This is a genomic window from Streptomyces sp. NBC_00239 (assembly GCF_036194065.1).
GTDB lineage: Bacteria > Actinomycetota > Actinomycetes > Streptomycetales > Streptomycetaceae > Streptomyces.
Genome location: NZ_CP108095.1, coordinates 5,188,282 through 5,202,401 on the forward strand (window position 1 = coordinate 5,188,282; position 14,120 = coordinate 5,202,401).

At 71.2% G+C, this 14,120-nt stretch carries 11 protein-coding genes; 5 read left to right on the top strand and 6 right to left on the bottom strand.

Annotation, left to right across the window (positions count from 1 at the left end; translation table 11 throughout):
- Positions 1 to 10: 10 nt before the first annotated feature.
- The 5 genes from OG764_RS22845 to OG764_RS22865 form a co-directional block, all read right to left on the bottom strand.
- Positions 11 to 1,042, bottom strand: a complete 1,032-nt coding sequence (locus tag OG764_RS22845) for a DNA cytosine methyltransferase (RefSeq protein WP_328970282.1) — start codon at positions 1,040 to 1,042, stop codon at positions 11 to 13.
- A gap of 47 nt (positions 1,043 to 1,089) precedes the next feature.
- Positions 1,090 to 4,047: a Z1 domain-containing protein gene (locus OG764_RS22850; protein WP_328970283.1), complete on the bottom strand. Its 2,958-nt coding sequence runs from the start codon at positions 4,045 to 4,047 to the stop codon at positions 1,090 to 1,092.
- A 16-nt stretch (positions 4,048 to 4,063) separates the two neighbouring features.
- Positions 4,064 to 5,041 carry a PD-(D/E)XK motif protein gene (locus tag OG764_RS22855; protein WP_328970284.1) on the bottom strand — a complete coding sequence of 326 codons (978 nt, stop codon included), beginning with the start codon at positions 5,039 to 5,041 and terminating at the stop codon, positions 4,064 to 4,066.
- On the bottom strand, positions 5,034 to 6,566 hold the full coding sequence (locus OG764_RS22860) for an ATP-binding protein (protein ID WP_328970285.1): 1,533 nt from the start codon (positions 6,564 to 6,566) through the stop codon (positions 5,034 to 5,036). The genes OG764_RS22855 and OG764_RS22860 overlap by 8 nt, the downstream gene beginning before the upstream one ends.
- Positions 6,567 to 6,689: 123 nt before the next feature.
- Positions 6,690 to 7,709 (bottom strand): SEC-C domain-containing protein, encoded by a 1,020-nt coding sequence (locus OG764_RS22865; protein WP_328970286.1) that lies wholly within the window; start codon positions 7,707 to 7,709, stop codon positions 6,690 to 6,692.
- A 56-nt stretch (positions 7,710 to 7,765) separates the two neighbouring features.
- On the opposite strand from OG764_RS22865, the gene OG764_RS22870 reads away from it, so the two are divergent.
- The 4 genes from OG764_RS22870 (at position 7,766) to OG764_RS22885 (ending at position 11,198) form a co-directional block, all read left to right on the top strand.
- Positions 7,766 to 8,653 carry a class E sortase gene (locus OG764_RS22870; protein WP_328970287.1) on the top strand — a complete coding sequence of 296 codons (888 nt, stop codon included), beginning with the start codon at positions 7,766 to 7,768 and terminating at the stop codon, positions 8,651 to 8,653.
- Between the two features lie 155 nt (positions 8,654 to 8,808).
- Entirely contained in the window at positions 8,809 to 9,171 is a 363-nt protein-coding gene (locus OG764_RS22875) for a DUF6412 domain-containing protein (RefSeq protein ID WP_328970288.1), read from the top strand.
- Positions 9,172 to 9,324: 153 nt separating this feature from the next.
- Positions 9,325 to 10,146 (top strand): YidC/Oxa1 family membrane protein insertase, encoded by an 822-nt coding sequence (locus OG764_RS22880; RefSeq protein WP_328970289.1) that lies wholly within the window; start codon positions 9,325 to 9,327, stop codon positions 10,144 to 10,146.
- A gap of 194 nt (positions 10,147 to 10,340) precedes the next feature.
- A complete protein-coding gene (locus tag OG764_RS22885; RefSeq protein ID WP_328970290.1) occupies positions 10,341 to 11,198 on the top strand; it encodes a fumarylacetoacetate hydrolase family protein in 858 nt (285 codons plus the stop codon).
- 48 nt (positions 11,199 to 11,246) lie between these two features.
- Here OG764_RS22885 and OG764_RS22890 read toward each other — a convergent pair whose 3' ends face one another.
- A complete protein-coding gene (locus tag OG764_RS22890; protein WP_328970291.1) occupies positions 11,247 to 12,338 on the bottom strand; it encodes a Gfo/Idh/MocA family oxidoreductase in 1,092 nt (363 codons plus the stop codon).
- Positions 12,339 to 12,684: 346 nt separating this feature from the next.
- Here OG764_RS22890 and OG764_RS22895 point away from each other — a divergent pair, with 346 nt between their 5' ends.
- Positions 12,685 to 14,019 carry an ROK family protein gene (locus tag OG764_RS22895; protein ID WP_443056015.1) on the top strand — a complete coding sequence of 445 codons (1,335 nt, stop codon included), beginning with the start codon at positions 12,685 to 12,687 and terminating at the stop codon, positions 14,017 to 14,019.
- Positions 14,020 to 14,120: the final 101 nt, after the last annotated feature.

Below are 14,120 nucleotides of genomic sequence, written 5' to 3' on the forward strand. Positions count from 1 at the left end.
TTCATGGGGATCAATTGTAGTCGCCGGAAACGGACGTCATCGCCGCCGAAGCGCTTCCCGAGCCCGCCAGGACCCTGGCGACGGCCAGGCCCAGTGCACGTCCGACCGGAGGCGGCGAGGCGTGGCCCACCTGTCGATACCGAGCAGTCTTCTTCCCGGCAATCAGCCAGTCGTCGGGAAACCCCTGCAGGATCGCTGCCTGCTCCACGGTGAGAGGCATCATGCCGGGCCTGCCCAGTGAGGGGTCCCACCGGAACCCGGCGTCCGGCACTGTGTCGGCCACCGTCCCGCCGTCCACACCCATCCGGGCCCAGGCCTTTTTCGAGCCGGTCGGTCCGAGGTCCGCTCCACCCCGATCCCACGACCCACCCACCAGGGTGGGAGCAGGACGATCGGCCTGGTCGGCCCAGGCGTGGGCCTCGGGCCAGCCTCTGGCGGCCATGGAGGCGGCCAAGGCCTCACCCACGGTCACGGGCCGCGGCACCGTGGCCGACGGGGGAGTGAAGGAGTCGAGGAGCGCTCCCTTGAACGCGACCAGGACGCCCTGGCGACGCTGCTGGGGCACCCCGAAGTCGGCCGCGTCCACGACGAGCCACCGATGCCGGTATCCGAGGTGGTCCAGTTCGCTCTCGATCTCCGCACGGATCGATGTGTAGGCGGGCTTCGTGACGAGTTCGGGGACGTTCTCAAGGAGCAGCGCCCGGGGCTGCACTCCGTGGAGCAGGAGCACGGCGGCTCGCAGCAGCCGGATTTCGGACATGCTCTCCGGCCTGGCCACGGCGGCGGTCGCCCGGACCCGGGGCAGGCCGGCCGAGAGGAGGTCCACGTCGTACGTTTCCTCGTGTTCGGCAGGGTCGAACTCGGCCAGGTCCGTTGTCAGTACGTTCCAGTCGGGTCGGTTCAGCCGCAGCGTTTCGCAGGCGACCGGCCGATTGTCCAGGAGCAGCACCGGGTCGAAGCCTGCCTGCTCCAGGCCCAGGGCCAGGCCGCCGGCACCCGAACAGATGTCGAGTGATCGAAAGCGCGGTGTTGTGGTCGTCACTACAGACCCTCCTTCGGTTGCCGACGATGCGCCCGGCCGGAACGGCCTCAGTCTTGGTCGATCTCCGCGACGTCGATGATCGCACTCTTGCTGGAGGAGTCGATCGTCGCGAACTGGATCACCTGGTCATTCGCGTTGTGAGCCGAAGCCGGTGCGACGAAGGTGAAAGCCATGACCACCTTGCCGGGATCGATGCTGCCGTCGCCGCCGATCGATCCGCGGTGTTCGCTCTCGATGATCGGGTACAGGACGAGCGCCCCCCGCCGGTCGGCGACGAGGCTTTCCGTCACGGGGTCGCCCGAATCCGGGAGTGAGCCTGCGATGCGATGCGCCACGCCACGGTGCTTGCGGTCACTGATGGCACCGAACAGAGGGTGGCGATCCACCCGCCGGTCACGGGCGAACCACGAGAAGCTGCGGCCCGTCGCGCCGAGCAGCACCTTCTTGTGGGTGCTGGAGGCGTGTTGGGGGGCGAGCACCAACCAGTCGTCGATCTTGGCAGGCGTCTTCTCGGTGATCTCCGTGAGGTAGCGCAGGTGAGGGAGGAAAGGGGCTGGACTCTCCCAGTGCAACTGCTCGAAAACGGAGAGCATGGCCGCAGCCGAGACCGTACCCGCCAGGGCCGGGAAGCGGTGCGTGACCCTCTGATCCGTATGATCCGTGAAGTGATAGGCCAGGCTCGTCGGAGCGTTCGGTAGCGATTCGAGAATCGGAAGCCAAAGGCCGGTGTTGTGTCGCAACCGCTTGCGCGGATAGGCCGTCGGCTCCTCCCACCGGCCGGCCGAGCGCACAATGACCAGCTGTGCGTTGTACATCTTGTTCGGGCTGGTGGGCCTCAGCCAGGGGAGGTGCTGAGAGACGAGTGGCGGTACTTCGGCCGGGGTGATCAGGGGTCTTCCGTCGACCATCACGGAATACCGGGCCAGCTCGGAGCGGAAGGCCTCTTCGTCGAGACAGATCGCCTGGAACGCCTCGTACAGATCCACCTCCGCCTTTCCCATCGCCTCCTGGCGTCCCAGGTACAGACGTACGAGGTCGCGATATCCCTTGCGGAAGCCGAACCAGCGACCCATCTGCATGAGGGTGGAGGCGTTTCCGGCTCGGCGCCGGAAATAGGAGATGGTCAAGCCCTCGACCGTGAAGCCACGCGCGAGCTTCTGACCTCCGATGAGGATCTTCCAGATCGAGCGCTTGTCGAAGTCGGCCTCGCCCGTCTCGATGTCCTTGTCGCCGTTGACGACGATGATCGGCTGGTCGTCGCCCCCGATGCGCATCGAGGCCGGACCGACGTACGGCATCAGCTCGTCGTACGAGGAGGGGACCGCCTGGCCGTCGGCGCGCACCGCGGACACGGGAGCCAGGTCAGTGTCGAACAGGGCCCGGAGCCGCTCGTGACCTCGGCTGCCCATGTACCCGGAATCCCACCACAGCCGTGTCACACGGGCCAGGAGTTCCCTGTGGACGAGGGTGAGGTTGGATTCGTGGATCAGCATGGTGTGGTGCTGGAAGTGGAGGTCGCCCTTGGCCTCCCGATAGAGTTTCATGGCCGCCGTAAGGACGAACATGTCCATGGCCTTCTGCAGGCACGTGTCGTCGTCGGCGGCGTCCACGATGTCGCGGACGTGGGCGAGTTCGTTGGAATTCGCGACGGTCCGCTCGTCGCCGTCGACGACGGAGTCGAGGTCGTGGAAGTCGCGCGCGCCCATGTAGCCGTCCGGGCGGGGCAGCGAGAGGATGAAGTCCTTCGGGAAGATGTCCTCGGCGTCGCTGGGGTCCACGAAGACGTTGGCGAACGGCGTCGCGGTGTAGCCGACGTACTGGGCCCGCGGGAGTATCCGGAGCAGTTCCGAGATCTTGAGGTTGATCGCGGTCCGCTCGGTGTCGGGCTTCGAGGTGTTGACGGACGCCTCGTCGGATTCGTCGTCGATGATCAGTACAGGAATCTCCGACAGCGGAGTCTTGATTTTGTTGAGGTCCTTCACGAGTTTGGTGAGGACCGTTTTGTTCTTCTTGACGACCATCAGCCGGGCCGAGGCCCGGTGCAGGTTCACGGGGTCGTACAGGGGCCGCGCCGGTTCGCGCTTCTCGAACTCCAGGGCGGTGATCCCCTGGAGGAGGCTCTTGTAGTCGTCGTCGCGCGTGGTCATGCGCACGATGTCGAAGGCGCCCACCGTCGACGGGAGGTTGCCGAAGGAGGCGAACTTGCCCTTGATCCAGGCCGGGTCGTCCGCGTAGTCGGATTCCAGTTCGTGGGCGCCGCGCAGGATGTTCTCCCGGCCCACCAACTCCATGTCCAGGCGGCGCTGGGTCTGGGCACGGAGCATGTTCAGGGTGCCGCCCAGAACGATCACCAGGCGGTAGCCGGCGTCCACGGCTTTGGCCATCACGCCTGTGAAGTTGGCGGTCTTGCCCGACTGTACGTAGCCGACCACCAGCCCCTTCGACTGGTAGGCGGCTTCGTCTGTCGGGTCGGCCAGCCGCTCCACCACCTGGTCCGTCGCCATGTCCAGTCCGGCCACCGCATGCTCCGGCCAGCTCTTGTCGGAGAGCAGTTTGCGGTAGGCGGGCCAGTAGTGCGGTCGGCTTCGCTGGGACTGCGGGGTGTACCAGGGTTTGAACGACTCGCTGATGACGACCGTGCCCTCGGCCTTCCACACCGGGATGAGACGGTCCAGCTGCTCACAGGTGACCGCCTTGAGATCGAGCAGGCGGTACACCTCGGCGCGGCGCTCGTCGGTGCGGGGCTCGGTCGTGGCCCAGCCGGGTCCTTCGGCGTAGTCCCATTTGGTGAGCTGCTTGCGCCACAGTTCGACCAGCGGGGACGTGCTCTGGGAAGCCCGGAGTGCCTGCTGGAAATCGGCCTCATGGGCGAGCGCCTCGGTCTCCGTCGTCATGTCCTCCGCCTGGTAGCCGAGGGCGCGGGCGAGTCGCTTCGGCCTGCTGCCGTCCATGTCGGTCAGGACGGCGCTGTGCAGGTCGAGCCGGAGGCTGATGGTGCCGGTCATCGGTGATCCTTGTTCGTCACGGGAGGCGGAAGTCGGTGAGATCCAGGGGAGACCCGGGCCCCTGGGCGAGGTGGCTCACGTGTATCCGGTAACTGACCAAGGAGATGTGGTCACGGATGGGCTCCGGAATCATCGCGTCGGTCAGGCGGGGAAGTTCCTCGGCCGGCACCACCAGAGGTTCCGTGCGGGGCGTCCACCGTTCGTCGTCGTGCCCGGAATCGCTCCATCCCGAAGCCGCAAGGGCGATCTCCAGGCGGGCTGCGGCGATCCGGTCGGCAGCGACCTTGTCGCGGACCGCGGTGACCGATTCCTTGAGCGAGCGCCCACCGAGGCCACCGCGCGTCAGTTGCACCGAGGCGAGCCACAGGGGTCGACCGGCGGTCGCGCGCAGCTGCCCGAGACCGTGCACTGTGTGGCGGCGCTCCTCGGAGGAGGTGGTCTTCACTTCCAGGTCCACGTCGCGCAGCCCGAAGTCGTGCTCCTCGGCCCGGGGACCTCGCCATGACTCGACGGCCTCGGGCCACCCGTGCCGACGGGCGAGTGCCCGCAGGATCGCCAGTTCGCCGTGCAGACCGAGGCGCCGTTCCAAGCTCAGCCCACGCGAACGGTTCAGGAGTTCCGTCCAGGCCCGGACGGTCTCACCGAACGCCTCGTCGAGTGTCCGGTCGCCGAGAAGGACACGCTCGGCCACGGCCATCAGGAGATCGTGAAAATCGCGCATCAGGGCGACCTGGGAGGTGCTGATACGCGCCATGCGAAGCCCATTGCGTGAAACGGGGTCGATGACGACGGCGGGCAGGTCCGAACGGGGAGGCCAGCCGTGCCGGTCGAGTTCCACGAACAGCGAGATGCTCTGGCCACCGTCGCCGACCTCGTACGAGACGAGCCGTCGGGCCGAAGCAGAGGAGAGCCGGTAGGACACGGCCTGCTTTCGACCGAGGTAGTGCTCGACCGTGGACCAGGCGAGCTCGGGCAGGGCGACGGGCTCAGTCATCGTCCGCCACACGTTCCAGTTCGGTGCGGGCTGCGGTGACCAGAATGGACTGCCAGAGCTGAAGGTTGTCCTTCTCGCGGCTTCCGCTGTATTCCTTCTCGAACACTTCATGCAGGAGGAGGTACACCATCGCCTTGAGGGTGGGGGCGTCGTTGAGCCCACCCCGGCGGCCACCGAGGATGGCGGTGCGATAGTGGTGGTTCAACGAGATGGTCCGGCTCTCCCGGTCGATCTCGAAGAACACGCTGTTGTCGAGCTTTTGCCAGAGGACGGAGATGGGGTCCTCGCCGGGGATCAGGGGCAGCTCGTCCTCGATGGTCTCGCGGACGGCCGGATCGAAGCCCTTGCCCGGTCCGATGACCGGCTTGCGCGTGGTCCCCGCACGCTTCCGTGCGTCTCTGTGGACGGCTTCCGCATCAGCGATGTACCGGGTGAACGGGACCCCGGCGGAATCCGCCGCCTCGTCGAGTGCCCTGACGAATTCGGGCGAGACGTCAACGCCGTCCTTCTTCACTGTCAGACGGAAGACGCGTTCGCCGCCGCTCGGGAGGTCGATCGCGACACGGGACAGGGAGAGATGCTGGTCGGGCTGCCGGAAATTGTTCCAACCGCCTGCCTGCACCAGCCGATCGTGGCGGTAGAAGTAGAAGCCCTGGCGTTCGAGCACGGATCCGACGGCCTTGTAGCCGTCCAGGTTCGACTTCGGAGGCCAGACGTGTGCGGTCATGCCCACGGAACCGATGTCCGGCAGGTCCACGGTGAAGCGGCGCGGATACTCCGCATGCCCGGGCGCCGGGTACCCGAAAGGGTCCAGCGGCTCGACCCCGAAGTTCATGTACTCGGTGCCCGAGCTGACGTCCTCCACGGCGATCGTGATGTTGAAGTCGTCGCGGGCAAGGAAACGGTGTAGGGACAGGCCCAGTTGGAGGCCCAGGCGGGTGATGGTGCGGTGAAGGTAGCGGTCCGTCTGACCGCCGGCCGTGTTCTGGGGGAAGTTCTTCACCCCGTCCCACCGGACGACGGTGCCCTGCCAGACGATCGGTCGTTCGGCATACCGGTCGATCAGTGCTTGTGCGTATTCCTGCGCGACGATGTCACACTGGAAGCCGGAGACGGCCCGCTCCATGAGCCACCGGCGCCCCACGGCCCGCGTGCGACGTGTCTTGCTCACCACGGTGACGGCCGAGGCGTGACTGAGTGACGCGGCCTTCAAGCCGGTGCCGAACATCCCGAGCGCCCGCTCGCCGTAGTCCCGACGGCCGCCGACCGTCATGGCCACGTCGAGCCCCTCCTCGGTCATGCCCTTGCCGTCGTCGATGACCAGCAGACTGACCAACCGGTCTCCGTCGCGGAGAAAGTGGATCACCACGTCCTTCGCGCCGGCATCGATGGAGTTGTCGACCAGGTCCGCGACGGCGACCTCGAATCCGTACCCCTGGCTGCTGAGAGCCTCCATGTAGCGGCCGTCCGGCGGGAGGTGTTTGCTGCCGGTCGTGGGTACGTCGAACTGCCAGTCGGTGGTCATGGCCTGCCTCGGGTCAAGGGTGGTTGAAGGCGAGCCTAATGGCCGGGACCGGCCGAGGGTGCTCGATCTCCGGACTCCGGCAGGTCCGTCCCGCGCCGGTACCCGATGGCTCGGCCCGATCGCTTACGCCGGTTTTGCGTCCTGCGTCGCGGTCCCGTGGCAGTCCGCGTATGGGGTGCCTGACGTGCACCAGCAGGGGGATTGGGGGGTGGGGGGCCAGGGGGTGGCTTTGCCTCGGGCGGCGAGGGTGGTGGCGTACTCGGCGAGGAGGGAGGGGGAGGACGGGGTGGTGTGCTCCGAGGCGGCGAAGGCTTCGTACGAGGGGACCGTGGCGGTGACGATGCCGAGGTTCTTGGTGCCGGAGGCGGACAGGGCGCGCAGGGAGCGTTCGATGTCCGCGAGGTGGGCGGCGTGGGAGGGGTACTCGGCGGCGAGGGCCGGGTAGGCGGCGGTGAGCTCGGCGAGTTCGTCGGCCGGCCAGTGCAGGACGGCGACCGGGAAGGGGCGGGAGAGGGCGGCCCGGCGGTCGCCGAGTTCGGCGCGCAGGCGGGCGATCTCGGCGCGCAGTTCGGCCGGGTCGTCGGAGCCCAGGGCCCAGATGCGCTTGGGGTCGTGGAGTTCGTCGAGGGGGATGGGGCCGGTGTGGCGGGTGTCCGCGACCATGTCCCAGTCGTCGTGCGGGAGGCCCAGCAGGCGGCGGACCCGGTGGCGGCCGGTGAGGAGGGCCACGGTGGCGGAGGTCAGCGGGGCGTCCTCGTGAATGAGGAGGCGGGCGGCCTCGGTGAAGCAGGCGTGGGAGGCGTCGAGTTCGTCGTGGGCTTCGAGGGTCTCGGAGACGATCTCCCACGGGGCCGCGTCGGCCGGGGCGGCGGCGCGGATGCCGTCGATCAGGGCGCGGGCCTCGGCTTCGTGGCCGTACTCCCACAGGTTCGCGGCCTGCAGGGCCTTGATCAGGTGGGGGTTCGCCGGTTCGGCGGCGAGGAGTTGGTCGTAGAGGGTGCTGGCCCGTTCGCGCTCTTCGGCGAGTTCTAGGTGGGCCGCGGCCTGGAGGAGCAGCGGCTCCTGGTCCTCGGGGTAGCGGGTCGCCGTGCGGATGAGGCGCTCGGCTTCGTCGATGTGCTCGGCAGGCGTGTCGGGGCGCATGGTCCACACCGTACTGCCGCTGGTCAGTTGGCGGGGCAGGACTTAAGGTGCGGGCCGTGCGCGAGCGGATTCCGGTGGTGGTGCAGGGGCAGCGGCGGCGGCCCTCGCGCGGGCGTGTGCTGGCGCGGGGCCTGTGGTCGGGTGCCGAACTCGCGGTGACGGCTGGCCTGGTGCTCCTGCTGCTGGTCGTGCACCAGCTGTGGTGGACGAACCGGGAGGCGCGGGCGGGGGCGCGCGATCAGGTGCGGGCGCTGGAGCGGCAGTGGGCCGCCGATGCGGGTGGTGGGGGAGGTGCCGGGGCCGGTGGGGTGGTTCCCGAGGCTCCCGAGGCTTCGGCCGGTGCCGGCGAGGGTGGCGGCTTCGATCCCGGTGCCGGTGCCGGTGCCGGTGCCGGTGGTGATGGGGCGGGGGACGGGTCGCCGGGGCCTGCGGCCTCCGGGGGGCCGCCGCGCAGTGCCCGGCCGCAGGGGCGTACGCCGGCCGCGCCGCGCTGGGACCAGGCGTACGCGGTGCTGCGGATCCCGCGGCTCGGGGTGGTGGCGCCGGTCGCGCAGGGCGTCAGCAAGAGGGGTGTGCTCGACAAGGGATACGTCGGCCACTACGCGGGCACCGCGCAGCCGGGTCGCCAGGGGAACTTCGCGCTGGCCGGGCACCGGAACACGCACGGCGAGCCCTTCCGGTACATCAATCGGCTGCGGGCGGGCGACGAGCTGATCGTGGACGTGCGGGGGCGGCGGTTCACGTATGTGGTCGGGCGGCGGCTGGAGCAGACGTCGGCCCGGGACGGCGGGGTGATCGCGAGCGTGCCGCGGAGCGTGGTGCATCCGCGGTACGGGTACGACGAGCCGGGGTTCTACATCACGCTCACCACCTGCACTCCCGAGTACACGTCCAAGTACCGGCTGGTGGTGTGGGGGACGCTCGTGTCGAGTGCGGAGCGTTAGGGGGTGTCTGGTGGATCTCCGCGACGCCGCGACGCTCCGTTCCCGTGGAGATCCACCAGACACCCCTGGGTCCCGGGCTCCGCGGCGCGTTGTCGGCGGGGCCGTCTACTATCGGGATACGACACACGAACTCGTGTACGGGGAGGGGGAGACGGATGTCCGGCATCGCGGGAGTGGTCGCCGATGTGCGCGCCGTCGTGCGGCGGCTGGGGCCGGCGCTCCTCTTCCTGCTGAGTACGGCCGGCCTGCTCGGGATCCTCGGAGCCGCCGGCCAGCCCCTCGGTGAGGGCGGTCTCGCGAGCGCCGTCACCTATGCGGCGACCGCTGCCGCCGGCGCCGCGCTGGCGGCCTGCTCGGTGCTCGCCGCCCGCAGCGCGCGGCCCGTGCCGCCGCATCGAATACGCACCGCGATACGGGACCGGGAGCAGCGCACGGCGTTCCTTCCGCAGCGGGATCCCGATGCCTCCGGGCGCTCGCGCCCCAGGGCACCCGGCCGTCTGTTCCCGACGGCCGCGTAGGGGCGTCACCGCAGCACCCCTCCCGTTCTCGCACTTCTCGGTCGCCCCGCGCGGCTCGTCACGCCGAAGCCATCTTTCGGTGCCGTCGTCCTGTCCCGGCGTTGTGTACACGCGCCACGGGACGACGGCAGGACGAGACCTCCGGAGGTCCACGTGTCCGTCTTCACGTCTGTTTTCGCCCTGCTCGTTTCCCGTCTCGCCGACCTGATCGACCCCGTCTTCGCCGCTTCGGCGACCGCCGTGGCCATCGTGCTCTTCACCGCGCTGATCCGGGTGGCCATGCACCCGCTCACCCGCGCCGCGTTCCGCGGTGAACGGGCGCGGGCCGCGCTGGCCCCCCGGCTCGCCGAGCTGAAGCGCCGCCATGCCGGGCCGCGCCAGGCGGAGCGGCTGCAGAAGGAGGTGCTGGCCCTGCACGCCGAGGCCGGGGTCAGGCCGCTGGCCGGGATCCTGCCGATGCTCGTGCAGTTGCCGGTGTTCTTCGTGATGTACCAGGTGTTCTCGTCCTCGCGGGTCGGCGGCGAGGTCAACGAGTTGCTCGGCCACCGGCTGTTCGCCGCCGCGCTCGGCGACCGCTGGATGGACGCCGTCGGGGAGGGCGGCGTGTTCGGGGCGCCGGGGCTCGTGTTCATCGGGCTGTTCGCGGCGATCGCGGCGGTGGCCGGCTGGACGGTGCTGCGGGCGCGGCGCGCGGCGGCCGCCGGGGACGGTCCGGCGGCGCTCGCCACCGCCGCCGGTGCCGGGACCGCCGGGCGTGCGGGCGCCGAGGTGCCGGGGGCGGCGGCGATGCAGCGGCTGGTCAAGGTGATGCCGCTGCTGGCCTTCGGGACGCTGGTCACCGCGGCCTTCGTACCCTTGGCGGCCGGGCTGTACCTGCTCACCACGACGGCGTGGACGGCAGCCGAGCGGGCGTGGCTGCAGCACCGCTGGGCGAAGGCGGAAGCGAACGGGGGCGCGGCGGCTGCGGTCGCGTAGTCGGCGTACCGGCCCGGGCGCGGGCCCGGGCGCCGCTGCGGATGGCCCGGGGCGCGGTCCAGTCCGTGAACAGGGTCTTGCGGATGGGACGGCCATCTTGGAGGATCAGCCAATCCTCCGATGGCCGCAACCCATCGGCCGGCCCGTGGCACGTCCTGCCCGCGGGCCGACCAGCCACGACCACGGGAGAATTCATGAAGCTGCTGCGCGTCGGACCGGTGGGCGCGGAGCGCCCCGCGCTGCTCGGCCAGGACGGCACCCTCCGGGACCTGTCCGGCCTCGTCACCGACATCGACGGCGGCCTGCTCGCCGACGAGACCGCGCTGGACCGGGTACGGGAGGCGGCCGCTGCCGGAGAGCTCCCCGTGCTCGACGCCGAGGGGCTGCGGATCGGTGCGGCGGTGGGCCGCATCGGCAAGGTCGTGGGCATCGGGCTGAACTACCACGGCCATGCCGCGGAGATCGGCGCGGCCACGCCCGCGGAGCCGATCATGTTCCTCAAGGCCCCGGACACCGTGGTCGGCCCCGACGACACCGTGCTCATCCCGCGCGGCAGCGTGAAGACCGACTGGGAGGCCGAGCTCGGCGTCGTCATCGGCAGCACCGCCCGCTACCTCGGCTCGGCCGAGGAGGGCCTCGCGCACGTCGGCGGGTACGTCCTCGTCAACGACCTCTCGGAGCGCGAGTTCCAGATCGAGCGCGGCGGCACCTGGGACAAGGGCAAGAACTGCGAGACCTTCACCCCGGTCGGCCCCTGGCTGGTGACGGCGGACGAGATCCCGGACCCGCAGGTCCTGGGCGTACGGCTGTGGGTCAACGGGGAGCAGAAGCAGGACGGCTCGACGTCCGACCAGATCTTCCCGGTCGGTGAGGTCGTGCGGTACCTGAGCCGGTTCATGACCCTCTACCCGGGCGACGTCATCGTCACCGGCACGCCCGCCGGTGTGGCCATGGGCCAGCCGGAGCCCAAGCCGTACCTGCGTGCCGGTGACGTGGTGGAGCTGGAGATCGACGGGCTGGGCCGCCAGCGCCAGCAGCTCAAGAACGCGTAACCCCGGCGCCGCCGCCGCGGGCGTGCCGTTCGCGGGCCGGGGCGGCGGTTACGCCCTGGGTTCGGCGAGTCCGACCGTGATGCCTTCGGCTGCCGAGCGGCGGGCCGCTTCCAGGACGTCGAGGCAGGCTGCCGCCTCGTGCGCCGATACGGGCGGTTCGCCGCCGGTGCGCAGGGCCTCGGCCACCGCCGCGTAGTAGGCGGGGTAGTCGCCGGCGAGGGTCGGCACCGGGGTGCCGCCGCCGGTCGCCGGGGACTCCCCGGAGCCGATGCGGCCCCACAGGTGTTCCGGCTCGTGGCCCCACGGCGTCCCGTCGTGGGGCCGCTGGCCCTCGCGCAGTGCGGCCTCCTGCGGGTCGAGCCCGTACTTCACGTATCCGGCGGCCGAGCCGAGGACGCGCAGGCGCGGGCCGAGCTGCGCCGTGGTCGCGCTGACGTAGAGGTGGGAGCGGACCCCGTTCGCGTGGGTGAGTGCGAGGAAGGTGTCGTCGTCGGTCTCGGCGCCGGAGCGGCGTACGTCGGCCTCGGCGTACACCCGCACCACCGGGCCGAACAGGGTCAGCGCCTGGTCGACGAGGTGGCTGCCGAGGTCGTACAGCAGCCCGCCGATCTCCTCCGGGGCGCCTGACTCGCGCCAGCCGCCCTTGAGCTGCGGGCGCCACCGCTCGAAGCGGGACTCGAAGCGCTGGACCGTGCCGAGCTCGCCGTCCGCGATCAGGCGGCGCAGGGTGAGGAAGTCGTTGTCCCAGCGGCGGTTCTGGAAGACGGACAGCAGCGTGCCGCGGCGCTCGGCGAGGGCGGCCAGGGCGCGGGCCTCGGCGGCCGTGGCGGCGAGCGGCTTGTCCACGACCGTCGCCAGGCCGGCTTCCAGGGCGGTGGTGGCGAGCGATACGTGCGTTTTGTTCGGGGACGCGATGACGACGAGGTCGAGCTCGTCGGCGCGGGCGAACAGTTCCTCGGGGGTGTGTGCGAGGCGGACGTCCGGGAACTCGGCGCGGGCCCGGGCCCGGCGCTCCTCGTTGGCCGTGACCACCGTGTCGAGGGTCAGCCCCTCGGTGGCCGCCACGAGCGGGGCGTGGAAGACGGAGCCGGCCAGGCCGTAGCCGATGAGTCCGACGCGGAGGGGGGAGGAGGGGGACATGCAACCACTTAAGCAACGCTGTTGCGAAAGTGCAAGCAAGAGAGATGATGGCGAGGTGAAGGACGACGGGGAGACAGCAGGGAACGCGGCGGGCGGGCCGCCCGGGGCGCAGCCGGAGCCGGCGCTCGGGCCGGGGTCGGGTTCGGAGCCCGGCTCGGGTTCGGGCCCGAGCTCGGCGTCGGGCTCGGGCTCGGGCTCGGCGTCGGGGTCGGGGCGGGCCGCGTCGGGGTCGGATATGGAGCCTGCGCTCGGGTCGGGGTCGGGGCGGGTCGGCTCGGGGTCGGGCATGGAGCCTGCGCCCGGGTCGGGGCGGGCTGCGTCGGGGCCGGGGCTGGGGTTGTCGGCCGTGCGCAGCCACAACGCGGGTCTGGTGCTCGGGCTGCTGCGGGCGGCCGGGGCGGCGGGGGCGAGCCGTCACGAACTGGCGGCGGGTACGGGGCTGACCCCGCAGGCCGTCAGCAAGATCGGCGCGCGGTTGCGGGCGGCCGGGCTGGCGGCGCCGGCCGGTCGGCGGGCCTCGACCGGCGGCAAGCCGGCGACCCTGCTGCGGCTGGTCCCGGAGGCGGGGCACGCGGTCGGCCTCCAGCTGGACCGGGACGAGGTACGGGTGGCGGTCGTGGACCTGGCCGGCCGGGTGGTCGCCTCACGCCGGGGCCCGCTGGACTTCGGGCTGCGACCCCAGGAGGTGGTGGCGGCCGCCGCCCGCGAGGTCGAGGCGGCGGCCGCGCAGGCGGGGCTGGCGTGGCCCGCGGGGCTGGCGGGCCCGGAGGGGCCGTCGGGGTCAAGGCTGCGGGCCGGCGGAACGGTGGCGGGCGCCACAGCCACCGAGCAGTCCGTCCCTGTTCCCGTCCCCGTTCCCGTCCCCGGCCCCGTCCCCGGCCCCGGCGCTGGCCCCGGCTCCGGCACTGGCCCCGAGCTCGGGCTCGGTGCCGATGGCGGTGGCGATGGCGACGGCCTCGGCGGTGGCGGGGGCGGTGGCGACGGCGGTGGCGGTGGCGGTGGCGGTGGCGGTCTGTGGGGAGTGGGGTGTGCGGTTCCCGGCCCGCTCGACCACCGGGACGGGGTGATGGGGCGGGTCACCGGCTTCCCGCACTGGGACGGCTTTCCGCTCCGCGCGGCCCTCGCCGAACGCCTCGGGCTGCCGGTCGTGCTCGACAAGGACACCAATGCCGCCACGGTGGGCCTGGCGGCCGGAGCGGGCGGAGCCGGGTCGTTCGCGTACGTCCACGCCGGTACGGGGCTGGGCGCCGGGCTGTTCCTCGGCGGGGCCCCGCACCGGGGGTCGCGTACGGGGGCCGGCGAATTCGGGCACCAGGTGCTGCTGCTGGACGGGCCGCGCTGCCGGTGCGGGGCCCGCGGCTGCGTGGAGGCGTTGTGCCTGGAGGCCCTGGCGGGCGGGGACGCTCGTACGGCGGCGCGACTGCTCGGCGAGGCGGTCGCGAACCTGGTCGCCCTGCTGGACGTCGACGCGGTGGTCCTGGGCGGCCGGGCCGTGGCGGCGGACCCGGAGGTGTTCGTGCGGGGGGTCGGCGCGGTGCTGTCCGCGCGGGCGCTGGGCGCGTACGAGGTGCGCGTGCGGGCCGCTCCGGAAGGCGCGGTGGTCGCGGGCGCGGCCGAACTGGTGCTGACCGAGGCCTTCGGGCAGCAGTACCCGTCGCCGGAACCCACCCCCGCCCCCTGACCGCCCCCGCACCCTGACTACCCCCGCATCCTGAACTCGCCCCGCATCCTGAACTCGCCCCGCATCCTGAACTCGCCCCGCATCCTGAACTCGCCCCGCAT

Bases quoted from the DNA above. Each gene is read 5' to 3' on its own strand.
- OG764_RS22865 (WP_328970286.1), bottom strand. From the start codon at position 7,709: ATGCGCCCCGACACGCCTGCCGAGCACATCGACGAAGCCGAGCGCCTC.
- OG764_RS22855 (WP_328970284.1), bottom strand. From the start codon at position 5,041: ATGACTGAGCCCGTCGCCCTGCCCGAGCTCGCCTGGTCCACGGTCGAG.
- OG764_RS22890 (WP_328970291.1), bottom strand. From the start codon at position 12,338: ATGTCCCCCTCCTCCCCCCTCCGCGTCGGACTCATCGGCTACGGCCTG.
- OG764_RS22860 (WP_328970285.1), bottom strand. From the start codon at position 6,566: ATGACCACCGACTGGCAGTTCGACGTACCCACGACCGGCAGCAAACAC.
- OG764_RS22875 (WP_328970288.1), top strand. From the start codon at position 8,809: ATGTCCGGCATCGCGGGAGTGGTCGCCGATGTGCGCGCCGTCGTGCGG.
- OG764_RS22885 (WP_328970290.1), top strand. From the start codon at position 10,341: ATGAAGCTGCTGCGCGTCGGACCGGTGGGCGCGGAGCGCCCCGCGCTG.
- OG764_RS22850 (WP_328970283.1), bottom strand. From the start codon at position 4,047: ATGACCGGCACCATCAGCCTCCGGCTCGACCTGCACAGCGCCGTCCTG.